This window comes from Arthrobacter sp. OV608 (assembly GCA_900110595.1).
Lineage (GTDB): Bacteria > Actinomycetota > Actinomycetes > Actinomycetales > Micrococcaceae > Arthrobacter.
Genome location: FOEZ01000005.1, coordinates 100,582 through 123,242, shown reverse-complemented (window position 1 = coordinate 123,242; position 22,661 = coordinate 100,582). Strand labels below are relative to the sequence as shown.

The window sequence follows — 22,661 nt, the reverse complement described above, 5'->3', positions numbered from 1 at the left end:
TTCTGCTCACGGGGCGGTCAGGATAACGTTGTTCATGCGGCGCTGCCACCCGTCGTCGGCCCACAAGGGGTGGTGCGGGGCAGCGTTTGAGCACAGGACCATGCCCCAGATTCCGTGCTGCAGTGCCGTGCGGATGCCGCGTTCGGCCAGGTCCTTGCCGATGGGGCCTTCCTCGAAGGTGCCGTGGAGCGGTGTGTAGCCGATCCAGCCCTCGCCCACCACGGCCGGCACGTCCTTCCAGCGTGCCCACGCTGCGACGGCGATGACCCGCGACTCGATTTCCCGCCGCATCACCTCGCGGTAGGGCCCGTACTCGTTGCAGAGCCAGGTGTCCCACGCCTCCGGATCAATCCAGTCGTAGCCGTAGAACATCTGGTCTGTCACCACGGTGGCGCGGTACTTCCAGTCGGCCAGGCGTCCGTACTCTTCAATCGACGGCGCATCGGGGCGCAGCAGGGCACGCAGGGCCGGGTTGGGAAAGTCCGCCGTGCCTTCGGAACGGATGTCGATCTGCTGCTGCAGCGCATCCAGCACACCGTAGCTGTAGACATGGAATTGCGCCGCGCCGAGCCCGTCAGGGACGGTGTGCATGGCCAGGTGCGGTGGTTTGCCGTAGCTGGCGGTGACCAGGAGGTCCGGATGCAGTGACCGCAGCCGGTGCAGCTGCCCGCTGCCGCCGTCGGCCAGCGCGGGCAGGATGGAGAAATCCACCTCGTTATGCAGTTCCACCATGGCGATGCGGTTCCGGTGCCCGGCCGCGGTGAGCGCGTTGATGAGCCGGTCCCAGGCGTCCGCCAGCATGCGGTACCTGTCAGCGAGGGGGACGGAATCGATGGCGTCGAACCACTCCGGGGACCGGGCGAACACCGTGGACTGCTGGTACTCCCAGCTGGCCAGGATGACCACGAGTCCATGCCGGGCTGCGGCGTCGAAAAGTTCCAGCAGGCGCTCCCGGAGGTTCAGGCGGTACCCACCCGGCACGTCATACCAGCGCGTGCCCCGTCCGTAGATGCCGCCGTCCGGAGCCTGTCCAAGGCCCTCGATCTCAAGGTCAGTGGCCAGGTGATCCAGCCCCAGGCCGCCGAAGAGCAGCAGCGGGGCGGAGCAGATGCGGATGGTGTTGTAGCCCAGCTTTGCTGCTTGAGCGCAGGCAGCGTCCAGGTCCGCGTACGGGCCGCCGTCCTCGGCGCGGGTGTACCAGGAGAAGTCCCAAAGGGTGATGGTCAGGCGGGATGGAAGGTGCGACGGCGGTGTTCCCGTCAGGGCGCTCGGGCCGGCTTCGAGCGTTCCGGAGCCGAGGTACCGAGACGCTTCGGTCACAGGCTTGCCCCTTCCTTGTGGTGCGGGCCTTGGTGCGGGCTTCCCGATAAGGCCCGGCCCTCCGCGGCGAGCAGGCGGAGTGATTGGGCCGTTGTGGTCCGGGCGGCGGCTGTATCAGTATTGAACAGCAGCAGTTCGGGCAGGGACGTCGCAAAATAGTCGGGCGCGGCCGGGGCGGCCGCCAGCTCATCAGCCCGGTCTTCGAGGCACTGCCAGGCAGCTTCCGCTTCCGCCTCCCGGCCCAGCCGGGTGAGGGCGACGCCCCGCCAGTAGTCGGTGGGGCCGGCGGGTGCGGGGTCCACAGCTAACGGGCTGCTTTTCCGGCAGGCCAGATTCCACCCGCCGGTTGCTGCCCCTGAATCTCCGGCCAGTTCGAGCGCGTCCCCCAGCGCCACCAGGCGTTCGGCCATGGTGTCCGCCGGATGCCGTCCCTCGCCCAGGTTCGCCGGGGCCTCGACGCCGGCGCGCAGCAAGGCGATTGCCGCCGTCGGGTCCTGCTCCATCAGCGCCCTGGCCTGCCGGACCGCCGCGCGGTCGTAGGCTGCGAGCGCCTTCCCTTCACCGCCTTCGAAGGGCTGGAAGGTGCGGGTGGACATGATCTCCAGGGCCTCCTCGACGCGTCCTGCATCAATCAGCAGGTTGACGTGGAGCAGCACCAGGTCATCGCGGTCCAGGACCGAACGGGAGTGCTGTTCGATGGCGGCGATCCGTTCCTCGATCGGCGCCGCGCGGAGCCCGGCCAGGACGGAGCGTTCAAAAACCAGCCGTGCATCATCGGGGCTCAGTTTAAGAGCATGGTCGAAGTACCGGTCGGCGGCGTCGGGATCACCGCCGGTATTGACGGTGGCAATGGCCGCATTCCGCCAGACCACCGGATCCGCAGAACCGAGCAGCATGGACTTTTCCAGGTGGGCCAGGGCGTCGCCGGTGCGCCCGGCGTCCAGCAGCCAGCATCCCAGGAGTCCGTGTGCCACCTCGTCCCTGGGATCCGCCTCAAGGGCCCGGTGCAGCGCGTCGTATTCGTCCAGTCCATAGGGGAAGGCATAGGCGGTATCGCTGCGCCTTGCCGCCATACGTTCTGCCGCAGCCGCCTCCGGGTCCAACAGATCCTCGAACCAGGCGGCACGGAGGTAGTGCCGCAGGGGCTCGGGGTTGCCGAAGACTTTGTTGGCACCAGCGGCTTGCGCCTGTCCGGTGAGGTCCAGTGCACGCTGCCACTGCCCTGCCCGCGCCAGCCAGCAGGCCACTGTCAGGGAGGTCTTGGGATCCTCGGCGTCCAGGGAGCCATCCAGTGCCAGTGCCACGGGGTCCAGCGGATCCGACACGAGGATGTCCTGCAGCAGGCGGGCGCTTTCGTCCAGGCGTCCGGAGCCTGCCAGGGCAAGGAACAGCAGGTGCTTCGCCTCCGGGCTGGCCGGATCCAGCCGCAGTGCGGCGTCCGCGCGCCGGTGTGCTTCAGCGGGCTGTCCTGACCTCAGGGCCAGGCGGGCAAGTGCCAGGTGTGCCGGATGGGCCCAGGCCCTGTCCCACGCTGCCTTCCCGAACCGCTCCTGCGCTTCATCCAGGTGGCCCGCACGCTCCAGGACGAGGCCGAGCCGGTAGCTGGCCTCCCCGCTGGGCGGGTTCAGGTTGCGCCGGGTCAGCCGCACCAGCGCACTTTCCAGTAGCTTCCGGGCCTGTGCGTAGTGGCCGGCCCGGTACTTGGCGGCTGCCAGGGCTGTCGACGCGCGGGAGTCCTGCGGGTCCCGGCGGAGCATCTCCTCCAGGTACGGCAGGGGCGAGCGCGTGGGATGCCGGTTCTGCGCCAGGTGCGTTGCTGTCACGAAGAGCTCGTCCGGGCAATCGACGTCCGACGGCGGTGGCGGCTCAGCCGCTATCCAGGGTTCAACAGGAGTGTCCTCGTGCTGGCGCGGGGTCCATGAGATCAGTTCCCGGTCCCCGTCCAGGACCAGCAGGGAAAGGTCGGTTTCGCATACGGGCCCGGGCAGTTCGGCTGTCCCGGTGAAAGGGTGGGCCGGTGAGATCGGGGCAGTCCATGCGTGGACAGCAACATCGCGGTGTTTGAGCACCACGGTGGCATTTTCCCGGTGGGCCGTGGCGGACACGCCGGCGGTAACCGTGCGGCCGTCCTCATTCACCCGGAGTGCCACGGCCACGTCCAGGTTCGCCTGGTGCGCCGGGCCCAGCTTCCGGATCGGATACCAGAACTCGCTGAAGGTGCGGGTCTCGCCCGGAACCAGGTAGCTGAAGTCGGGCTGGTTGTCTGTAAACACGCCGGACATCAGCTCAACGTAAGGCCCGTCGTCGTCCGTCAAGTGGGCATCCCATGCCGCGCCCACGGCGCCGTTCCCCCACGTCCACTGCTTTTTGCCCGGGGAAATGCTGCGGTCGGCCCAGTGGACAAAGCCGGCACCGGCGTCATGGTCGTAGCCGCCGAAGAAGCTGTCCTTGGTGTCCGTGATCATGTAGGAGGTGGGGACCGGGATGTTGGTGTAGAAATCGATGCGGTCCGCGTCCTCCCGGCCGTGCTGTCCGGCCAGCGCGGGGTAGTCCACGCCGTAGTAGGGCCGGTCGGCGCGCGGGAAGGCGGTCACCGCGCGCCGGGCGTGGTCGGCGACGTACCGGACATCGGTGGGGAAGAAGGACTGGTATTCATCGTGGACGCGGGCCGCAGCGTTTGCCCACCAGAGGAAGGTCTGGGGTTCATCGGTCCTGTTGTATAGCCGCGCCTCGACCTCGATCAGGGAGCTGCCGGGGCGCAGCCGGACACCGTGGCTGCCCCGCATCCGTTGCAGCGGGTCGAGGTCGCTGTGCCACACGGTGACCTGGCCCTCGTCTCCCCGCTCCACCGAGGTTTCTACGGGGAGGAACGTCCCGGGGCGGTGGTGCTGTGGCCAGTTGAACTCGACACCGCCGGAGATCCACGGCCCTGCCAGCCCCACCAGGCCGGGCTTGATCACGTTGTTCCGGTAGAAGAAGTCGTAGCCGGCCGTTTTGTCGAAGCCGATGTGGATGCGGCCCCCAACCTCCGGGAGCAGCATCAGGCGCACATATTCGTTTTCCAGGTGGATAGCCTGCCAGAGCCGGGGCTCCTTGGTGGCCGAGATGCTGTCGATGAACGGCAGGGGGTACACCTTGCCGCTGGACCCCTGGTACACGCGCCGGTCCAGGAACAGCGGGTAGCGGTCCGGCTCGCCGGGAGCGTACGTGTCGATGGTGACCGGCTCGGACCAGCAGGCAACACCGCCTGCATCCAGGACGGCCTGTTGGTCAGGCGGCGCGGCAGGCAGGATGATGCGGCTTTTGTTCTGATCCATCACGAATCAAAGCCTATGGACTTCGCGTGGCCTTTCCCATGGCATATCCACGCGCATACATGGACGATCGTTTACAGCAGGGGCGTGCCCTGGGTGCGGAGAGCTGTTGCGAAGCGGACACTGTGTAGAGCTGTACTGGATGCAGGGCTCGCGCCTGGCGTTTTTCCTGGAGGAAGCGGACACCGCTTCCGCTGTACGCGTTGGAGTGACTGCGCGGCAATCCCGGGTACGTCGTTGAACCAGCCACAACGGGGGTGCTCTGGCTGTGCTCCAGCCTGTCGAATCCCAGCAGAAGTCAAACCGAAGCTGGTTTTTCCGGTTCCGCTCCGGCAGGACGGCCGCCCGGCGGCCCCGTGAGCACGGTGGGGACGTATTCGAGCAGTTGAAGCCGGCCGTCGAAGGTCCGGCTCTGCACCATCTCCAACAAGACGTCGGGGTAGCCGTCGTAAATCCGTTCGCTGCCTGTCCGGCCCGTAATCACCGGGAAGACCACCAGCCGGAACCTGTCCACGAGGCCGGCCGCCAGCAGGGAGCGGCACAGGCTCAGGCTGCCGAGGGTGCTCATCGGCCCGGTCCCAGTCCGTTTCATCTCCGCGACTGCCTCCACCGCGTCTCCAGCCAGCAACTGCGAGTTCGGCCAGGTTAACGGGGCCTTCAACGTGGAGGAGAAGATGACCTTGGGGACGGCAGCCAGGCCGCTGAGGCTGGCCCCCTCGTTCTCGGAAAATCCGGAGTCCCCCGCCGCGGCTTCCTCAGACATGCCGGACATCAGACGGTAGGTGTTGGCGCCCATCAGGAAGGTGTAGTTCTTTTTCCCTTCCTCCTTGAGCCAAGCCAGGTATTCCGGGCCCTCCAGGCCCCACCAGCCGGGCCATCCCTCGGCAGAGGCATAACCGTCCAGTGAAATGATCAGGTCCACCATCAGGTTTGCTGCCGGCGTTTTTGTCGTTTCCTGGCTCATAGCCGTCTCCTCGTCGAATCGGCGGATCCCGGAGCGGCAGCCGCGCCTTCCGGGCAGCAGGTTCCGGTGCGGGTCATGCTATCCCCGGGATGCCGCCGGGTCTACCCGTCCGCCGGCCTGCGTGAGAGCATACGGGCATGCCAGCCATCCAGCGCATCCGTCCCGAAGGGCTCGTTGCAAGCCCTGCCTTCAGCCATGTTGCTGTCGTCCCGCCGGGCGCCACCACCATTTATGTGGGCGGCCAGAACTCCGTGGACGCCCAGGGGGCGCTCGTTGGCGGGAGCGACGTCGCAGCACAGTCCGCCCGCGCGCTCGAGAACGCGAAGACCGCCCTCGCTGCCGCCGGCGCAAGCATCGGCGATGTTGTGCAGTGGACCGTGCTGTTCGTCAACGGCGCCGACATCGCCGTGGGATACCGGGCCATCGCAGCAGAACTGGCGTCTGACGAGCCGGCACTGGTGACCGCTGCCCTCGTGGCCGGGCTGGGTGTTCCCGGCGCACTGGTGGAGATCAGCGCCGTCGCTGCCGTGCTCCCGGACACGGCGCCCTAGCAGGGCGGGGAACCTGGTCTGAAGAAATGGCTGCGCCTACTCGAAGCGAACGGGGTCCCACTCCAGGATCCGCGGAACGGCGAGGCCTTCCAGAACGAACGGATCGTCGGCGATGAACCGCTCGGCATCCCCGCGCGAGGTGAAAAGCCCCATGGAAGAGCCGGCCGGATCCGGTGTCAGGAACGGGCCCAGAGCCAGCAGGCCGCCACCATTGGCGCGGAACGCTTCGAAGTACGCCTGGTGGCGGGGGTATGTTTCGAGGACGCGTGCCCGGTCGGTGCCATCACTGAGGCTGTAAATAACGATGGATTCCATGCCGCAGATCCTACCCGCCGCTTGCCCAAGGGGCGCCGGGAGCAATCCCTTCCAGCCGCCGTCGGACGCCACTAGCATGGCCGTTAGCCCCTCCCCGTCCTGACCACCACAGCCACTATCCAAGGGAAGTAATGAGTACCGTCACCTGCGATCTCACCGTATCCGTCGACGGCTTCCTCGCCGGCCCCAACCAGACTCCGGAGAATCCTCTGGGCGAGGGTGGAGAGGAGTTGCACCGGTGGCAGTTCGAGGAGCCCGCTGCCAACGCCAAAGAGCTGGAGGGCATCCTCTCCGCGGGGGCCTACATCATGGGCCGCAACATGTTCGCCGGCCCCGGGACCGGTCCGTGGGATACGGACTGGCGCGGCTGGTGGGGCGAAGAACCGCCCTATCACGCGCCGGTTTTTGTGCTCACGCATCATCCGCGGGCGCCCCTGAAAATGGAGGGCGGCACAACGTTCTATTTCGTGGAGGACGGGATCGAACCGGCACTGGCACAGGCACGGGACGCCGCGGCAGGCAAGGACGCGGCCATAGCCGGCGGCGCGCAAACCGCCCGCCAATATCTGCAGGCCGGGCTGATCGACGAGTTGCGGCTCCATATCTCACCGCTCCTCCTCGGAGCCGGCGAGCGGCTCCTGGACGGCGTCCGGAACCTCAAGCTTGAGCCAACGGAAGTCAGCGGCACACCCCTCGTGACGCACATCCGCTACCGGTGCGGATTAGGTAGCTGAAGAGTGCCTGCGGCTCTTGACCCGCATGGGGCCCAGGCGTATACCGAGAGGGTCATAGCGCTGGCCCTCGCTGGGACTCGAGACGGAGCTGGCTGCCCTGTGGTCTCTGAGAGAATCTGGAATTGCCATGGGTAGCGATCGATTTGACGTACTCCGCGAACAGGTCCGCGGGCAGGTCATTGAAGAGGGCGATGCCGACTACGAGTCGGCCCGTCTCGTGTACAACGGCATGATCGACCGCCGCCCCTCGGCGGTGCTGCGGGTGTCCCAGGTGGCGGACGTGATGGCCGCCGTCCGCTTTGCGCGCGGTCTTGATATTGAGGTTGCCTTGCGCGGCGGCGGACACAGCGCGCCCGGCTTTGGAACGGTCGACGGCGGCCTGGTCCTCGATTTCTCGGCCCACCGCGGGGTCCGGGTGGACCCTGCCGCGAGGACTGCGAGAGTGGAGCCGGGCGCCACGTGGGCTGATTACAACCACGCGACTCATGCGTTTGGCCTCGCCAGTACGGGCGGCATCGTCGGCTCAACCGGCGTAGCAGGTCTCACGCTGGGCGGCGGCATAGGATATCTTTCCCGCAAGTACGGCCTTGCCTGCGACAACCTGTCCTCGGCGGACGTGGTGCTTGCGGACGGAACGTTCGTGACGGCCAGCGAAGCGGAAAACGTGGATCTGTTCTGGGCCCTGCGTGGCGGCAGCGGCAACTTCGGTGTAGTCACGTCCATGGAGTTCCGCCTGCACCCAGTAGACATGGTCCATGTGGGGATCATGTTTTTTGATGCTGCCACAGGAGCTGACATCGGCGCGGCATACCGCGAATGGATTGCCGCCGAACCGGAGGAGATGGGCGCTTTCCTGGGATTCCACCAGGGCCCGCCGGTTCCCTTCCTTCCTGAGGAATGGCACGGGCGGCCGGTTGTTGTTGTTGCCGGCATGTGGACGGGGGATCTTGACGCCGGACCTGCACACTGGCAGACCATGCTGGACGCGGGGCCCGCACTGGGCAGCTTCTTTGCGCCGATGCCTTACCCGGCACTGAACATCATGTTCGACGGGCTCAGCGCCGTCCCTGGGCTCCAGGGTTACTGGAAGGCAGATTTCCTTCGGACCCTCAGCGACGATGCGCTGCGCACCGCCGTCGAATTCTCCCCCGGGATCCCCACGGTCCACTCGGCCAACCACTTCTATCCCATCGACGGGGCCGTGAATCGGGTCGCGCCTGAGGCCACCGCTTTCGCCTACCGTGATGTGAAGTTCGCTCCGGTTATCGCTGGGCAATGGCCTGACGCAGCTGACAACGCGGCGAACATCGCCTGGGTCCGGGCCTATTGGAATGCGCTGCACGAGTATTCGGAGCCAGGCGGCTACATCAACTTCCAGGACGCCGATGACCAGTCCAGGATCGAGGACACCCTCGGGTCGAATTATGCACGGCTCGCAGAGCTCAAAGCGAAGTACGATCCGGACAATTTCTTCCACGTCAACCAGAACATCAAGCCGGCCCAGGCCGCCAACGCGGTCCCGTCCCAGCCGCCTGCGGCACTTCAGGCAGCACCAGCGGAACCGCGTCCGGCCGAAGCGGCACTGCCGGAGGCCACGCCGCCTGAAGCAGCACCGACCGCATGAACGAAGCGGCCGCCGGGCCCTCATCGGAGGGTCCGGCGAGGTACCGCTGATGCAGCCGCTGTCCACGTCATTGGTTCTGATCGCGTTGCTGGCTGTTGCGGCGCCCCTTGCCGCCCGTTTCCTGGACCGGGTGCTCAAAGTGCCCGTCGTAGTGTTCGAAATTATCCTCGGAATCGTGCTGGGCCCCAGTCTGCTGGGTTGGATACAGTCCACGCAGTTCACTGACACCCTGGCGGATTTCGGGCTAGCCATGCTCTTCTTCGTCGCGGGCAACGAGATCGATTTCACCGCAATCCGTGGCCGGCCCGCCAACCGTGCGGCGGCGGGCTGGACCATCTCATTGGCGGCCGGCATCGGTGCCGGCCTTGTCCTGGCGCCCGGCCCGGAGGCTGCCGTGATCATCGGCGTGGCGTTGTGTTCCACCGCCCTCGGCACGCTTCTGCCGATCCTGCGCGACGCCGGCGAGTCAAAGTCCCCGATGGGTGTCACGGTGGCGGCGTTGGGTGCAGTCGGCGAATTCGGTCCTCTGGTGGCAGTCTCGCTGTTTTTCAGCGGGCGGGAACTGGGACCGGCCACAGCAGTTCTGCTCGGATTCGTCCTGTTGACCGGCCTGGCGATATTCCTGGCCTCCCGCGCACGGCATTCCCTGCTCCACTCCCAGGTCACCAGGACGCTGCACACCAGCGGCCAGTTCGCCGTCCGGTCCATCATGTTCATTCTGAGTGTGCTGGTTGTCCTCAGTATGGTTCTGGGGCTGGACATGCTGCTGGGTGCCTTCGCCGCGGGCGTCCTGTGGAAGGTTGCGATCGCCCGGGCTCCCGAACACGACCGGCACATCATCGAGATGAAGATCGACGCCATTGCCTTCGGATTCCTGGTGCCGATCTTCTTCATCGATACCGGCATCGACTTCGAGCTGAACGCGCTGACCAGCAGCCCGGCAACCCTTGCCCTGGTCCCCCTGTTCCTTGTACTCCTGCTCATCATCCGCGGGCTCCCGTCCCTGCTGGCCGCTCCCCCGAAATCCAGTCCCGGCGACAAACGGGCCATCGTCCTGTTCGCGGCAACAGGCCTGCCGATCATTGTTGCCGTGACCGGCATTGGCCGGGACGAAGGGCTGATCACCAGCGGAACCGCCTCCGCCCTGGTGGGGGCAGGCATGCTGTCGGTCCTCCTGTTTCCCCTGCTGGCACTCCGGCAGCACCAGCGAAGCCAGCCAGGAACCCATCGGCCGCCGGTACCGACGCGCTGATCCAAGATGCCTCCTGACCGCGGCTCTTCCGCGGCTGACGGCACGGCACAACCAGAACTATGGTCTGCTCATCCCTGCGTGCCCGCCCCTGCCCTTGACAGGCATTACTGAGTGGACTCATAATTGAGCAGGATCAAAAATAGAAAGGCCAGTCATGAAAGCTTTTGTCGTTACCAAGTACGGAGAGCCGCTGCGCGAAGCGGACGTCCCCGAGCCGGCTACGGGGGAACGGGACGTGCTCGTCCAGGTGCAGGCCGCGGGCTTGAACCAGCTGGATGAGAAGATCCGCCTGGGTGAGTTCAAGCAGATCCTCCCCTACAAGCTCCAGCTGATCCTCGGCAATGACGTGGCCGGCACGGTCATCCGCGTCGGGGCACAGGTCACCGGGTTCAAACCGGGTGATGAGGTTTACGGCCGGCCCGACAAGGACCGCATCGGCACGTTCGCGGAGCGCATCGCCGTGGCCGAGGAGGACCTGGCCCTCAAGCCCGTATCGGCAAGCATGGCGGAGGCCGGCTCGCTGCCGCTGGTGGCGCTCACCGCATGGCAGGCCCTCATTGAGCAGGGCAATGTGCTGCCCGGGCAGAAGGTCCTCATCCACGCCGGTGCAGGCGGGGTTGGCTCGATCGCTATCCAGCTCGCCAAGCACCTGGGCGCGATTGTTGCCACCACGGGCAGCGGCTCGAACGCTGCCTTCCTCCGGGAGCTCGGGGCCGACGTTGTTATTGACTACCGCAGCGAGGATTTTGAGGAACACCTCAGCGGGTATGACCTGGTTCTCGACAGCCTCGGCGGGGAAAACCTCGAAAAGTCCCTGCGCGTCCTCAAGCCAGGCGGGAAGGCAATTGGGATCTCCGGTCCGCCGGATCCGGAGTTCGCCCGCAATGCCGGCCTGAATCCTGTCCTGCGCCTGGCGATCACAGCACTGAGCCGCAAAGTCAGGCGGCAGGCCAGGAAGCTCGGAGTCAGCTATGAGTTTCTGTTTATGCGTGCCAGCGTGGACCAACTGAGCAAGATCGCCGCATTGGTCGACGACGGGACGCTGCGCCCCGTCGTCGGAAAGGTCTTCGATTTCGCCCAAACTCCAGAGGCGTTGCAGTCACTGGCCGACGGCGGCATCCGCGGCAAAGCGGTGCTCACCCTCAACCACTGAACCGCCACTGATTCACCAGGACATGTTGCCAGACCACATAGGAGAAAAATCGTTCATGAGCACCACCGATCCAGCAAGTGAATCTGCAGTCACCTCGTACGCGGAAGCACCTACCCGCACTATCACCGCAGGAGGTGTCACCTACGCCTACCGCGAGCTGGGGCCCAAAGGCGGCATCCCCGTTGTCTTCTTCGTGCACCTCGCCGCTACCTTGGACAACTGGGACCCCCGCATCGTCGACCCCATCGCGAAAAACCGGCACGTCATCACTTTCAACCAACGTGGCGTAGGCGCCTCCACCGGGAAAGTTCCCGGCACCATCGAGGAGATGGCCGATGACGCTTACACCTTCATCAAGGCCCTGGGATTCGACAAGATCGACGTCTTCTCCTTCTCCATGGGCGGCATGATCGCCCAGGACCTCGCCCTCAAGCACCCCGGACTAATCCGCAGGCTTGTCCTGACCGGAACCGGGCCGCGTGGAGGCAAGGACATGGACAAGGTGGTCGGCGTTACTTACTGGGACATTTTCCGCGCCGCCATAACACGTTCCGACCCCAAGGAGTTCCTGTTCTTTAACCGCAACGCTGCGGGAAAGCCCGCCGCCAAGGCATTCATCAAGCGCCTCCAGGAACGGGCGAACCACCGGGACAAGCCAATCAGCACCAAAGCATTCCAAACGCAACTAAAGGCAATCCAGAAGTTTGGCCGGGCCGTTCCCTCGGACCTGTCGAAGCTCACCGTCCCCACCCTCATCGCCAACGGAGACCATGACCGCATGGTGCCTTCGGTCCTCTCGGAGGATCTGCACCGGCGGATCAAAGGATCCGAACTGGTGATGTACCCCGATTCCGGCCATGGCGGCATCTTCCAGTACCATGCCCAGTTCGGCCCGGTGGCAGCTGAGTTCCTGGCTGCGGAGACGGGCCGGTTGACTGACGAGGGGGCGTTATACTCATAATTGAGCCCAGTCAGTATCCGGAAGGAAGCCCTCATGCCTGTTGCGTCCCAGCCACTCGGACGGCGTGAGCGGAACAAGCAGCAAAAACTTGAGCGCATCACAGCAGCCGCCAGCGAGTTGTTCGCCGAGCATGGCGTCGAGGATGTCACGACGCAACAGATCGCCGACAAGGCTGACATTGGCACCGGGACTTTGTTTCTCTACGCCAAAACCAAAGGAGAACTCCTCCTGCTCGTGCAGAACGCCCACTACGCCGAGGCCCTTGAGCGCGGCAGGGCCGATGCTGAACCCATCCCGGAGGCACTGGACGCAGTCATGGCCATCGTGCGGCCGATCGTGGAATGCAACCGCGTCCAGGTGGGCAACGGGCGGATCTACCTCCGCGAGATGGTGTTCGGCGACCCCTCCGAGCCGCACCACGGCCAGGCCCTGTCCATCGTGGTCCAAACCGAGGAAGCCATCGCCGCCGTCCTGACCAAGCGCCATGTGGTCAGTGACGGCGACGCCGTAAAGCTGGCGCACATCGTCAGCGCGGTCATGTTCCTCAGCATGGCGGCGACTGTGAACGCCGGTCTAAGCGTCGAGGAGATCGTCCAGGACATCCGCGCCCAAGTCAGTCTGCTGATTTCCCGCTGAGCCAGGAAAATCAGGGTCCGCCATCGAGTGCCCAGTGACCTTGGACCGCACCTTTCGGATTATTCAGGGAACCGGGACGAACCCGAGGCTTTTGTCCACGACGTTGTGCAGCGGATCGCCGTTGCGGTAGCGCTTCAGGTTTGCCACGAACAGCTCCCCCAGATCATCGAGGTAATTTTCTGTGTCGCCGCTCATGTGAGGGGTCAGGATGACGTTCTCCATGCGCCACAACGGGTGTTCCCCGGGCAACGGTTCGGGGTGGACCACATCGAGGGCCGCGCCGGCAATGGATCCGGAGGTCAGAGCTTCCACCAGCGCGTCCGTCTGGACCAGTTCACCGCGTCCAACGTTGATGAGGTGCGCGCCGGGTTTCATTGATGCCAGGACATCAGCGCCCACCAGCCCCCTGGTGTCTTCCGTCAGCGGAGCCGCCAGCACCAGGTAGTCAAAGGGATGAACGATGGTGGCCAGATCCTTTGACGAACTGATTTCGTCGAAATGCCCGTCTCCCGGACGGCTGCTGCGGCCGGCGCCGCTGACCTGCAGGCCCGCGGCGCGGAACAGGGCTGCTATTTCACGGCCAATGGAACCCGTACCCACCACCAGGGCGCGCTGGCCCTGGATTTTCCGGGTTACCCGGTGCTGCCACCGCCGCTGTTGTTGAAGTGTCAGTGAGCCCCGCGAGTCCTTGGCGATGTCCAGGACAAAGCCCAGCGCAAATTCAGCGATAGCGCGGCTGAGGACACCCCGCGAATTTGTATAGAGCACGTCGCTGCGGATCAGCTCATCGAACAACAACTGGCTGATGCCGGCTGCTGAAACGTGAACCCACTTCAGCGACCCCGCTGCAGCCCAGCTCTCCCGCAACGCCGGGGAAAACGAATGCCACTGGTAGAGGACATCCGCCCCGTCCAGGACCCTGGCCAGCCCGTCTGCCTTGGTCAGGCGGACCTCCGCCAGCTCCTCGATCTCTGCCAGGCGGGGCGGCAGCGCCTCACGGTACAGGACGACGACGACGGGCCGTCGGGTTTGACCGGGCATAGTCACTACGGCGCTGCTGCCGCCGCCGGCGCAGCTGGCGTGCCGGAGACGAACTGGACAGCCTCGGAGGATGGCTCGATGGCGTCTATCGCGGCCAGAACCGCGGCGGTGAACTCCGAGGTCGATGATGGTCCTCCCACATCACGGGTGCCACGGCCCTCCCGGAGGGCGGACTCGAAGGCCGCCTGGAGGTGGTTGGCAGCCCCCGGGAAGCCCAGGTGCTCGAGCATCATCGCTCCGGACCACATCTGGCCCACCGGGTTTGCCAGTCCTTTACCCGCAATGTCCGGGGCGGATCCATGGACCGGTTCGAAGAGGGAGGGATAATCTCCTTCCGGATTCAAGTTCGCGCTGGGAGCCACACCGATGGAGCCGGTGACGGCGCTGCCCAGGTCCGAAAGGATGTCACCGAGCAGGTTGGAGGCCACAATGACATCGAAGGTCCAGGGCTTGAGGACGAGGTGCGCAGCTAATGCGTCCACGAGTTCACTGCTAAGCGTCACCCCAGGGTAGAGCCGGGTAGTCTTCTCCATCACCTCGTCCCAAAACGGCATGGTATGGATGATGCCGTTGCTCTTGGTGGCGGAGGTCAGGCGGCCCTTCCGGTTGGCTGCCAGCGAGGCGGCAAAATGGGCGGCCCGGGACACTCCCAGGCGGGTGAAGATGGTTTCCTGGACCGCAGCTTCGTGCGGCAGGCCGCGGTACACCCGGCCACCCACCTCCGAGTATTCACCTTCGTTGTTCTCACGAACAATGAGGATGTCGATCGGCTCCGTCGACAGCAGGGGCGACTTCACGCCGTCGAGCGTTTTTACAGGACGGAGGTTGATGTACTGCCGGAATTCACGCCGGATGGGGATCAGGAGGCCCCAAAGAGATTCAGCATCGGGCACATCCGGCGAGCCTACGGCGCCGAGGAAGATGGCGTCGTGCAGCGCCAGCTGCTCCAACCCGTCCAGGGGCATCATCCGCCCATGGCGGGAGTAGTAGTCCGATCCCCAGCCGAAATAGGTGAACTCCAGGCTCAAGGAGTGGATTTCAGCGATCCGCTCAAGGCATTCGATGGCGGCCGGGACTACTTCCTGTCCAATGCCGTCGCCCGCGATCACCGCGATCTTGTGGGTGGTCATGATGTATTCCGTTCTGAAGTGCGCGTCAGTCGCTGCCAGCCGGTGGCCGGCGCGGCCAGTTTGATGATGGTGCTTTTCGGTTCGGTCATCTCACGAACGGCGTGCTTCACGCCCTCACGCCCCACCCCGGACTTCTTAAAGCCGCCAAAGGGCATCGAGTCGATCCGGACGTCGCTGGTTTCGTTGATCACCACGGCCCCCACGTGCAGTTTGTCGGCTATTGCCAACGCCGTGTCGATGGATTCGGTGAAGACGCCGGCCTGGAGTCCGTACTCAGAGTCGTTGGCGGCATGTATTGCGTCGGAGACCTGAATGAAAGGCGTGATGCTGACCACTGGCCCAAACACTTCTTCGCGGATGATCCGGGCGTCTGCCGGCACGTCCGTGAGGACGGTGGGCTGGTAGTACGCGTTCCGGCGCTGCCCGCCCACATGGACCCTGGCCCCGGCTTTCCAGGCCTCGTCCACCCACTCCTCCACCCGGCGCGCCTCAGCTTCGCTGATGAGGGGACCCACGTCGGTGGAACGGTCGAACTTCGCGCCGGTGCGGAGCGCCCGGGTCCCCGACACCACCTTTTCGAGAACGTGTTCGAACAGGGAAATGTGGACGTAGACACGTTGGACTGAGAGGCAGTTTTGGCCGGCCACTCCGAATGCCCCCGCCACGATCGCCGCAGCCGCCTTGCCAGGTTCGGCGTCGGCGCACACGATCGTTGCGTTGTTGCCGCCCAGCTCCGAGAGGACCTTCTTGGCTCCGGCGGCGGCAGCGATACGGTCCGCGGTCCGGGGTCCCCCAGTGAACGAGATGAGGTCCACCTGCGGGTCCGATACGATCGCCCCGGATACCCCCGGGCCCGAGACTATGGCGGCCAGGCGGCCGGCAGGGACGCCTGCTTCCAGCAGCAGCTCAATGAACGCAAGCCCGGTCAGCGGCGTCCGGCCTGACGGTTTAAGGACGACGCCGTTGCCTCCAATGAGTGCCGGGCCCAGCTTGTGCGCCACGAGATTGAGCGGATCGTTGAAGGGCGTGATGGCCGCGATGATTCCCACCGGTTTGCGGGTGTACCAGCCGATCTTGTCCGCTCCTGCCATGCTGTCCTCAAAGGAGAGGGTCTCACCGGCAAGTTCGCTTGAGGCAGCGGCGGAAAGACGGAGGGTTTCAATGCACCGGAGTACCTCGCGTTCGGCCTCCCTGATGGTTTTGCTGCTTTCCGCGGCGATGATTTCCGAAAACCGTACGGACTGTTCCGAAAGGAGACCCGCAGCCCGTTCCAGGGCTTCCCGGCGCTCCCGAAGCGGCCAGGCCTCCTCCTGGAGGCTGCGGTGCAGGTAGGCAACGGCCCGGCGCACATCCTGTGCGGAGGAAGAGCACACCGTACCGAGGAGCACACCGTCCTCGGGATCCCGGATTTCCAGGTTCCTGTCCGTTGTTTGCCAGCGGCCCTCAAAAAACGCTCCCCCGGGGAGTTTGGCAGCTTTTGCCCGCCTGAACGCGGTTTCCTGCCCGGTATCCGGGCAGGCTCCAGCCACGTTTGTTACTGAGCTCATGGGAACCTTTTCCTTGGTCAGCTGAACCGGTCGATGATTTTTGCGGCCGCGCCGATGAAGGGCAGGAACCATGGCGGGCCGAAGTGGCCGGGCACCGGCGGGTTCTTGAGGTCTTCCCACACGTTCGCCTGCTTGTCTCCGGCCATGTAGTGCGCCATCTTCTTGCCCATGTGCGCTGCCATCTGGACGCCGTGGCCGCTGTAACACAGGGAATAAAACAAACCATCATGCAGCCCTGCATGCACCATTTGGTCCATGGAGAGGTCAACCAGGCCGCCCCAGATATAGTCCACCTTCACGTTGGCAAGGTAGGGGAAAAGTTGAGTCATTGCCTTATGCAGGATTTCTGCACTCTTGACGTCCGAATCCGGGCTGGACAAGGCGAATCGGGCCCGGCCACCGAACAGCAGCCTGTTGTCCGGGGTGATCCGGAAGTAGTAGGTCAGCATCTTGCTGTCCGAGGCCTGGCGCCTGTTGGGGAGGATGCGGTTGACAACCTCCTCCGGTAAAGGCTCGGTGCAGATGATGAAGCTGCCCACCGGGATCACCCGGCGCTGGAGCCACGGGGTGAGGTTGCCCGTGTAACCGCTGGTGGCCACCAGGACCTGCTTGGCACGGGTAATACCGCGTGTGGTGTGCACGTCGTGAACGGTCCCCGCGACCTTCTTCAACTCGGTGACCGCTGCGTTCTCACAGATATCGGCTCCGTTGTCTGCAGCCGCCTTGGCCAGCCCGTGGACGAACTTCCCCACGTGGAGCCCGGCACCCAGCGGATCCATCATTGCCCCCTGGTAAAAGTCCGTTCCAATTTCAGAGTGGATCTCGGACTTGGGGATGACTTTTACGTGGTGATCCACGAGGTTCGCGAGCATCTCCTGGGACTTCAGGAAACCGTCATAGTGGGACGAGTGAAAAGCCAGCGAGAGCTTGCCGAACCGTTTGAAGTCGCAGTCGATGCCGTTATCGTGCACCAGCTTCTCAATGGTTTCGATGGCGTCGTTATATTCACGGAACATCTCGACGGCGCGGGGCGCCCCGTACCGCTTGACCGCGGTGCTGAAGCCGATGGCCAGCCCGGTGGTTGCCATACCCCCGTTGCGACCTGATGCACCCCAGCCCACGGTGTGACGCTCGAAGACGGCAACGCTGGCACCTTGCTTGGCGAACTCTACTGCTGCGGAGAGCCCGGTAAAGCCGGCACCGATAATCGCAACATCGACGTTTTCCGGAACTGGAGTGCGCCGGTAGTCGCCGGAAGGTTCGGCAGTGTCCAGCCAATAGGGGACAAGTTTCATGGTGTGTGACCTTTCGCCTCGAAGTCTTCTAGAGACCCAGGTGCTTGTTGATCTCGTCCAGGGACTTAACAGTGTTGTAGTCATAGCCCCCGGTAATGGGGTCGTAGCCGCGGTCCAGCAGCCAAAGGTTACGGAAGCCCATGTCGTGCATCGGATGCATGTCGTACCGGGTGTGCGAGGAAATGTGCAGGAACTCCTCCGGCTTGGCATTCAGGGTGTCCAGCATGTACTCGAAGGCCTGGTAGCGCGGCTTGTAGGCCTGGGCCTGCTCAGCGGTGTAGACGGCGTGGAAGTCTGCACCGAGCTTGGGAATGCTGATATCCAGGAAGCTGGTGTCAGCGTTGGACAGAGCCACCAGCTTGTAGTTGTCCCCCATGAGCTTCAGTGGGGCCGGCACGTCGTCGTGTGCAACCCAGCCGCGCACAGCGTCAGCAAACTCTGCGCCCGCACCAGGGGTCGGACCGATGCCCCACCGCTTGCATACCCGGTCAAAGGAATCCTGAAGGATCTGCTCGTAGGGCTTGTAGTCGCCGAGGACCTCGTCGAACCGGTACCCGCGGAACTGCTTTTTGAAGGCAGGCCACTGCTCTTCAGGCAGGCGCCCGTCGAGCAGGCGCCGGGTGGTGGGATCGATGTCGAAGTTGATCAGCGTGCCGTAGACATCGAAGGAGATGTACTTCGGACGGAAGTGGCTCTCTGCCATGGGGTATCCGTTCTTTTTCAGGGGATGGAGGATGGTCGCTGCGCCTGCGTTTGGAAATTCGGGCAAGCGCGCCGTGAGTTGGAAGTCGCTGCCGGCACGCGGGTAGGTGCCTGTCAATACACCGACTCTAGGTGGCCAAATTGTAAATTGTCAACAGTTTCAAGGTTGCGTTTCCGCGTGCATCCGGAGTGAAAGCCGGCGACAAAAAAGATTTCGTCAATTGTTGACAATCTACGCTTTTGGGGGTTGCATTGCCTTAGATGACGGAGAGATCCGGATCACATTCCAACCCAAAAACTCCTCCCTCCCGGCGAACTCGCCAGTTGACAACCCCTCGAAGGGAAGCACAATGAAGACTTTGAAAAAGGCCCAGACTGCCGCCGCAGGCCTTGCCGTATTGCTCACGCTCAGTGCGTGCGGTGGAACAGCCAGCAGCTCGTCCACGGATGCAGGCAAAACCTCCAACACGGCCGACATTTCTGAGGGTGTCCAGCCCGACCAGGCCGCCGTGGCGCTGCTGCCCCAGTCCGTTAAGGACAAGGGTGAGCTGTCGGTGGCTATGGACCTTCACTACCCGCCCACAACCTTCCTCGCCGAGGACAACACCACCGCGATCGGACTGAACCCGGATATCGCCCGGCTGGTTGCGAAGAAGCTGGGCCTGAAGGTGACGTTCGTGGACACGAAGTTCGACACCATCATTCCCGGCCTCGACGGCGGCCGCTTCGACTTCACCGCCACCACCATGTCCAAGACCGACGAGCGGCTCCAGGTTCTGGACATGATCGACTACTTCAAGGCCGGCAACTCCGTGGCCGTGGCGGCGGGAAACCCGCTGAAGCTCACCGTTGAGACCTTGTGCGGGAAGAGTATTGCCGTCACCCAGGGCTCAACAGGACAGCTCAAGCGCCTTCCGGCCCTGAGTGAGCAGACCTGCACCTCCAAAGGCCAGCCGGAGATCAACGCCGTGACGCTGCCGAATGTCCAGGAGGCCCTGACACAGCTGCATTCCAAGCGGATCGACGGGGTCCTGTATGACACCACCGCACTCGGCTGGGCGGCAAAGCAGCAGCCGGATTCCTTCACCCTGCTGGGCCGTGTCAATGTGGGCTCCAGCGACCTGACCGCCGTCGGCCTGAAGAAGGGCTCGGCCCTGACCCCTGCCCTTCAGGCAGCGGTCCAGTCCGTTCTTGAGTCCCCCGAATACAAGGAGTCCCTCGAGACCTGGGGCCTTGATTCCGGTGCCATCACCGACGCCAAGCTCAACTAGTGGGTTCACAAATGAAGCCAGCAATTATTGAAAGAAGCGAACCGGCAATGAATGGGATCGATTCAGCGCTCAAGCCTCGGCTTCGTCGGAGAAGCACATTTGAGTATGTGGCGTGGGTGGTATGCATCCTGCTTGGCTTGGGAATCCTGGTTTCCGTGTCGACGAATCCGAACTTCAAGTGGGGCGTGGTGGCGAAGTACTTCACCCACGAGTCGATTCTCCGTGGCCTGATGCTTACGCTCTTCCTCACGGTTGCGAGCATGCTCCTGGGCACGCTGCTGGGTCTTGTCATGGCCATCATGCGGGCCTCGAGCATCAAGCCGATCGCTGCGACAGCCGGGGTGTACATTACGTTGTTCCGCGGCACCCCGGTCCTGGTCCAGTTGATCTTCTGGTTCAACATCGCCGCCCTCTACCCGAACCTGACCATCGGGATCCCCTTCACGGACATCAGCACCGCGATCGATGTGAACGCCCTGATGGCACCGATCACCGCGGCATTGATCGGGTTGACCCTGAACGAGGCCGCCTATATGGCCGAGATCATCCGCGGCGGGTTCTCCGCGGTGGGCAAGGGCCAGCTCGAGGCAGCCGACTCGCTGGGCATGAGCGGGGCGATGAAGATGCGCAAAGTCATCATTCCCCAAGCGATGCCCTCGATCATTCCCGCCACCGGCAACCAGGTCATCGGCATGTTCAAGGAAACCTCGCTGGTCTCCGTCCTGGGCGTTGCCGAGCTGCTCCAAAGCGCCCAGCTGATCTATGCCCGCACCTACGAGACCATCCCGCTGCTGATTGTTGCCAGTCTCTGGTACCTGGTGATGACCCTGGTCCTGAGCTACCCGCAGTCCCAGCTTGAGAAGAAGTATTCGCATACATCCGCCCGGGTCCCCCGCAAGGCCAGGAAGGTTGTCTTGACCGCACCGGAAGGAATCGCACGATGAGCAACGACGGCACCATCCATGCCCGGCGGATCCGGAAATCCTTCGGACCCAAAACCGTTCTCCACGACATCGACCTCGATATTGCCAGCGGCGAGATCTGCTGCATCATCGGCCCCAGCGGCTCCGGCAAATCCACCGTCCTGCGCTGCATCAACGGCCTGGAAACCGTCGACTCCGGGGTCCTGAAAGTCAACGGCGATGATTTCGGTTACTACGAAACCGACAACGCCTACCACGCCCTGCCGCCCAAAAAGCTCGCCGAACAGCGCACCAAGGTGGGCATGGTCTTCCAGCAGTTCAACCTCTTCCCCAACATGACTGCGCGCGAAAACGTCATGGCCGGCCCCGTCCTGGTCAAACGCGCGGACAAAAAACAAGCGACTAAACGCGCGGATGAACTGCTCGCCAGCGTCGGGCTTGGCAACTTCGGGGACTACTACCCCGCCCAGCTCTCCGGCGGACAACAACAGCGCGTCGCGATCGCCCGCTCCCTGGCCATGGACCCCGAAATCATCCTCTTCGACGAACCCACCTCCGCCCTGGACCCCGAAAAAGTTGGCGAAGTCCTCGCCGTCATGCAGGACCTGGCCAAGAAGGGCATGACCATGGTGGTGGTCACCCACGAAATGGGCTTCGCCCGCGAAGTAGCCGACTCCCTGATCTTCATGGACGACGGCTACGTCGTCGAACGCGGGGACGCCCGCGAAGTCCTCGCCAACCCGCAGGAACCCCGCACCCAGGCCTTCCTGAAACAGGTCCTCTAAACCATGGACGGAAAACTCGCCGTCATCGGGCTGGGCAGCATCGGATCCATGGCCCTCTGGCAAGGCTCGCGCCTGACCGACTCCGTCACCGGATTCGAAGCCTGCTCCCCCGCCCACGCCAGGAGCGCCGTCGGCGGCGACACCCGGCTGTTCCGCATGATCTACCGCGGCAACCCCGGCTACTACCCCATCCTGGAACGCTCCGCCGGTCTCTGGGCCGAACTCGAAGCCGAAACCGGCCAGGACATCCTCACCCGCTGCGGCGGACTGTCCATCGGCACCCAGGACGGCGCCTACCTCAGCGCCCTGCTCGAAACCACCCGAACCAACAACGCCGAGCATCACATCCTCACCCACAAAGACATGACCGAGCGCTACCCCCAGCACAACCTCCGGGCCAACGACATCGCCGTCTACGACCCCAATGCCGGCGCCCTGCGCACTGACCGCGCCGTCACAGCCGCCATCACCGCGGCCCAAGGGAACGGCGCAACCGTCCACACGAACACCCCCATCACCAGCATCGAAGAAACCAACGATGGCGTAACCATCACCTCCGGCGACAAGTCCTGGACCTTCGAAAACATCATCATCGCCTCGGGCGGCTGGTCCCAACGCCTTATGCCCGACAGCCTCAAAACCCACGTCCACACACGGCGTATCTTCCTCACCTGGTTCCTCGCCCGCGACCCGGCACAATTCACCCCGGACAGGTTTCCCGTCTTCAGCAGGATTTATGAGGACAGATCCATGTACGGCGCCCCCGCCGTCGACGGAACCACCGTCAAAGCAACCCTCGACGGACGCGGTGCACCGACCCCCGACGCCGCCAACGTGCCCAGGGAACTCACCGACGCGGAAATCAGTGAAACCACCGAAACCGTCACAGAGTTCTTCCCCGGACTCCACCCATCCATCGTCCGCTCGGACGCCTTCCCGGACCTCTTCACCTCCGACACCCAACCCCTGCTCGGCTTCCTTAACCACTCCCGCAGGATCTACTCGGCCACTGGATTCTCCGGCGGCGGATTCAAAATGGCCTCAGGCTATGGGGAAATCGCCGCACACGAAGCTCTCGGCAAACGGTGGATCGACGGCTTGGACTTCGTCCGGCCCCAGAGGTTTCAGGACTAGGCGCTCCTA

Annotated in this window: 20 protein-coding genes; 11 read left to right on the top strand and 9 right to left on the bottom strand. The window is 64.1% G+C overall.

Annotated elements, in window-relative coordinates:
• Positions 1-6: 6 nt before the first annotated feature.
• From BMX78_RS08765 to BMX78_RS08755, 3 genes are all read right to left on the bottom strand, one after another.
• Positions 7-1,320: a cellulase-like family protein gene (locus tag BMX78_RS08765; protein WP_091418692.1), complete on the bottom strand. Its 1,314-nt coding sequence runs from the start codon at positions 1,318-1,320 to the stop codon at positions 7-9.
• Positions 1,317-4,637 (bottom strand): DUF5107 domain-containing protein, encoded by a 3,321-nt coding sequence (locus BMX78_RS08760; RefSeq protein WP_091418691.1) that lies wholly within the window; start codon positions 4,635-4,637, stop codon positions 1,317-1,319. Before BMX78_RS08760 ends, BMX78_RS08765 begins: the two co-directional genes overlap by 4 nt.
• Positions 4,638-4,932: 295 nt before the next feature.
• On the bottom strand, positions 4,933-5,598 hold the full coding sequence (locus BMX78_RS08755) for a dihydrofolate reductase family protein (protein WP_091418689.1): 666 nt from the start codon (positions 5,596-5,598) through the stop codon (positions 4,933-4,935).
• A gap of 137 nt (positions 5,599-5,735) precedes the next feature.
• On the opposite strand from BMX78_RS08755, the gene BMX78_RS08750 reads away from it, so the two are divergent.
• The gene (locus BMX78_RS08750) at positions 5,736-6,149 is read left to right on the top strand and encodes a RidA family protein (RefSeq protein ID WP_091418687.1); all 414 of its coding nucleotides are present in this window, start codon (positions 5,736-5,738) and stop codon (positions 6,147-6,149) included.
• A gap of 36 nt (positions 6,150-6,185) precedes the next feature.
• On the opposite strand, the gene BMX78_RS08745 is transcribed toward BMX78_RS08750, so the two are convergent.
• Entirely contained in the window at positions 6,186-6,464 is a 279-nt protein-coding gene (locus BMX78_RS08745; protein ID WP_091418685.1) for a YciI family protein, read from the bottom strand.
• A 131-nt stretch (positions 6,465-6,595) separates the two neighbouring features.
• Here BMX78_RS08745 and BMX78_RS08740 point away from each other — a divergent pair, with 131 nt between their 5' ends.
• The 6 genes from BMX78_RS08740 to BMX78_RS08715 all read left to right on the top strand — a co-directional run bounded on the left by BMX78_RS08740 (position 6,596) and on the right by BMX78_RS08715 (position 12,824).
• Positions 6,596-7,198, top strand: coding sequence for a dihydrofolate reductase family protein (locus BMX78_RS08740; protein ID WP_091418683.1), 603 nt, complete (start codon positions 6,596-6,598; stop codon positions 7,196-7,198).
• Between the two features lie 127 nt (positions 7,199-7,325).
• Complete coding sequence (locus tag BMX78_RS08735) at positions 7,326-8,822, top strand: FAD-binding oxidoreductase (protein WP_286138878.1); 1,497 nt, start codon at positions 7,326-7,328, stop codon at positions 8,820-8,822.
• 49 nt (positions 8,823-8,871) lie between these two features.
• Positions 8,872-10,074, top strand: a complete 1,203-nt coding sequence (locus BMX78_RS08730) for a cation:proton antiporter (protein WP_091418682.1) — start codon at positions 8,872-8,874, stop codon at positions 10,072-10,074.
• 154 nt (positions 10,075-10,228) lie between these two features.
• Positions 10,229-11,227, top strand: a complete 999-nt coding sequence (locus tag BMX78_RS08725; RefSeq protein WP_091418680.1) for an NADP-dependent oxidoreductase — start codon at positions 10,229-10,231, stop codon at positions 11,225-11,227.
• 55 nt (positions 11,228-11,282) lie between these two features.
• On the top strand, positions 11,283-12,188 hold the full coding sequence (locus BMX78_RS08720) for an alpha/beta fold hydrolase (protein ID WP_091418679.1): 906 nt from the start codon (positions 11,283-11,285) through the stop codon (positions 12,186-12,188).
• Positions 12,189-12,221: 33 nt separating this feature from the next.
• A complete protein-coding gene (locus BMX78_RS08715) occupies positions 12,222-12,824 on the top strand; it encodes a TetR/AcrR family transcriptional regulator (protein ID WP_091418677.1) in 603 nt (200 codons plus the stop codon).
• A gap of 63 nt (positions 12,825-12,887) precedes the next feature.
• Here BMX78_RS08715 and BMX78_RS08710 read toward each other — a convergent pair whose 3' ends face one another.
• From BMX78_RS08710 to BMX78_RS08690, 5 genes are read right to left on the bottom strand one after another with little or no spacing between them, the layout of a single operon-like run.
• Entirely contained in the window at positions 12,888-13,865 is a 978-nt protein-coding gene (locus tag BMX78_RS08710; RefSeq protein ID WP_091418919.1) for a D-2-hydroxyacid dehydrogenase, read from the bottom strand.
• A 5-nt stretch (positions 13,866-13,870) separates the two neighbouring features.
• Positions 13,871-14,995, bottom strand: coding sequence for a tartrate dehydrogenase (locus BMX78_RS08705; protein WP_091418676.1), 1,125 nt, complete (start codon positions 14,993-14,995; stop codon positions 13,871-13,873).
• Complete coding sequence (locus BMX78_RS08700) at positions 14,992-16,542, bottom strand: aldehyde dehydrogenase family protein (RefSeq protein WP_091418674.1); 1,551 nt, start codon at positions 16,540-16,542, stop codon at positions 14,992-14,994. The genes BMX78_RS08705 and BMX78_RS08700 overlap by 4 nt, the downstream gene beginning before the upstream one ends.
• A 17-nt stretch (positions 16,543-16,559) precedes the next feature.
• Positions 16,560-17,837: an NAD(P)/FAD-dependent oxidoreductase gene (locus BMX78_RS08695; RefSeq protein ID WP_091418672.1), complete on the bottom strand. Its 1,278-nt coding sequence runs from the start codon at positions 17,835-17,837 to the stop codon at positions 16,560-16,562.
• Between the two features lie 28 nt (positions 17,838-17,865).
• Complete coding sequence (locus BMX78_RS08690; protein ID WP_091418918.1) at positions 17,866-18,540, bottom strand: haloacid dehalogenase type II; 675 nt, start codon at positions 18,538-18,540, stop codon at positions 17,866-17,868.
• A 349-nt stretch (positions 18,541-18,889) separates the two neighbouring features.
• Between BMX78_RS08690 and BMX78_RS08685 the strand changes: the two genes are divergently transcribed.
• From BMX78_RS08685 to solA, 4 genes are all read left to right on the top strand, one after another.
• The gene (locus BMX78_RS08685; protein ID WP_091418671.1) at positions 18,890-19,810 is read left to right on the top strand and encodes an ABC transporter substrate-binding protein; all 921 of its coding nucleotides are present in this window, start codon (positions 18,890-18,892) and stop codon (positions 19,808-19,810) included.
• Between the two features lie 155 nt (positions 19,811-19,965).
• On the top strand, positions 19,966-20,754 hold the full coding sequence (locus tag BMX78_RS08680) for an amino acid ABC transporter permease (RefSeq protein ID WP_286138877.1): 789 nt from the start codon (positions 19,966-19,968) through the stop codon (positions 20,752-20,754).
• Positions 20,751-21,518, top strand: coding sequence for an amino acid ABC transporter ATP-binding protein (locus BMX78_RS08675; protein WP_091418668.1), 768 nt, complete (start codon positions 20,751-20,753; stop codon positions 21,516-21,518). Before BMX78_RS08680 ends, BMX78_RS08675 begins: the two co-directional genes overlap by 4 nt.
• Before the next feature lie 3 nt (positions 21,519-21,521).
• Positions 21,522-22,652: an N-methyl-L-tryptophan oxidase gene (gene solA, locus BMX78_RS08670; RefSeq protein WP_091418666.1), complete on the top strand. Its 1,131-nt coding sequence runs from the start codon at positions 21,522-21,524 to the stop codon at positions 22,650-22,652.
• Positions 22,653-22,661: the final 9 nt, after the last annotated feature.

Excerpts from the sequence above, each read along its gene's own strand:
- BMX78_RS08710 (WP_091418919.1), bottom strand. The coding sequence starts at position 13,865 with ATGCCCGGTCAAACCCGACGGCCCGTCGTCGTCGTCCTGTACCGTGAG.
- BMX78_RS08720 (WP_091418679.1), top strand. The coding sequence starts at position 11,283 with ATGAGCACCACCGATCCAGCAAGTGAATCTGCAGTCACCTCGTACGCG.
- BMX78_RS08690 (WP_091418918.1), bottom strand. The coding sequence starts at position 18,540 with ATGGCAGAGAGCCACTTCCGTCCGAAGTACATCTCCTTCGATGTCTAC.
- BMX78_RS08705 (WP_091418676.1), bottom strand. The coding sequence starts at position 14,995 with ATGACCACCCACAAGATCGCGGTGATCGCGGGCGACGGCATTGGACAG.
- BMX78_RS08740 (WP_091418683.1), top strand. The coding sequence starts at position 6,596 with ATGAGTACCGTCACCTGCGATCTCACCGTATCCGTCGACGGCTTCCTC.
- BMX78_RS08685 (WP_091418671.1), top strand. The coding sequence starts at position 18,890 with ATGAAGACTTTGAAAAAGGCCCAGACTGCCGCCGCAGGCCTTGCCGTA.
- BMX78_RS08755 (WP_091418689.1), bottom strand. The coding sequence starts at position 5,598 with ATGAGCCAGGAAACGACAAAAACGCCGGCAGCAAACCTGATGGTGGAC.
- BMX78_RS08715 (WP_091418677.1), top strand. The coding sequence starts at position 12,222 with ATGCCTGTTGCGTCCCAGCCACTCGGACGGCGTGAGCGGAACAAGCAG.
- BMX78_RS08700 (WP_091418674.1), bottom strand. The coding sequence starts at position 16,542 with ATGAGCTCAGTAACAAACGTGGCTGGAGCCTGCCCGGATACCGGGCAG.
- BMX78_RS08735 (WP_286138878.1), top strand. The coding sequence starts at position 7,326 with ATGGGTAGCGATCGATTTGACGTACTCCGCGAACAGGTCCGCGGGCAG.
- BMX78_RS08760 (WP_091418691.1), bottom strand. The coding sequence starts at position 4,637 with ATGGATCAGAACAAAAGCCGCATCATCCTGCCTGCCGCGCCGCCTGAC.
- solA (WP_091418666.1), top strand. The coding sequence starts at position 21,522 with ATGGACGGAAAACTCGCCGTCATCGGGCTGGGCAGCATCGGATCCATG.
- BMX78_RS08730 (WP_091418682.1), top strand. The coding sequence starts at position 8,872 with ATGCAGCCGCTGTCCACGTCATTGGTTCTGATCGCGTTGCTGGCTGTT.
- BMX78_RS08745 (WP_091418685.1), bottom strand. The coding sequence starts at position 6,464 with ATGGAATCCATCGTTATTTACAGCCTCAGTGATGGCACCGACCGGGCA.
- BMX78_RS08695 (WP_091418672.1), bottom strand. The coding sequence starts at position 17,837 with ATGAAACTTGTCCCCTATTGGCTGGACACTGCCGAACCTTCCGGCGAC.
- BMX78_RS08725 (WP_091418680.1), top strand. The coding sequence starts at position 10,229 with ATGAAAGCTTTTGTCGTTACCAAGTACGGAGAGCCGCTGCGCGAAGCG.
- BMX78_RS08750 (WP_091418687.1), top strand. The coding sequence starts at position 5,736 with ATGCCAGCCATCCAGCGCATCCGTCCCGAAGGGCTCGTTGCAAGCCCT.
- BMX78_RS08675 (WP_091418668.1), top strand. The coding sequence starts at position 20,751 with ATGAGCAACGACGGCACCATCCATGCCCGGCGGATCCGGAAATCCTTC.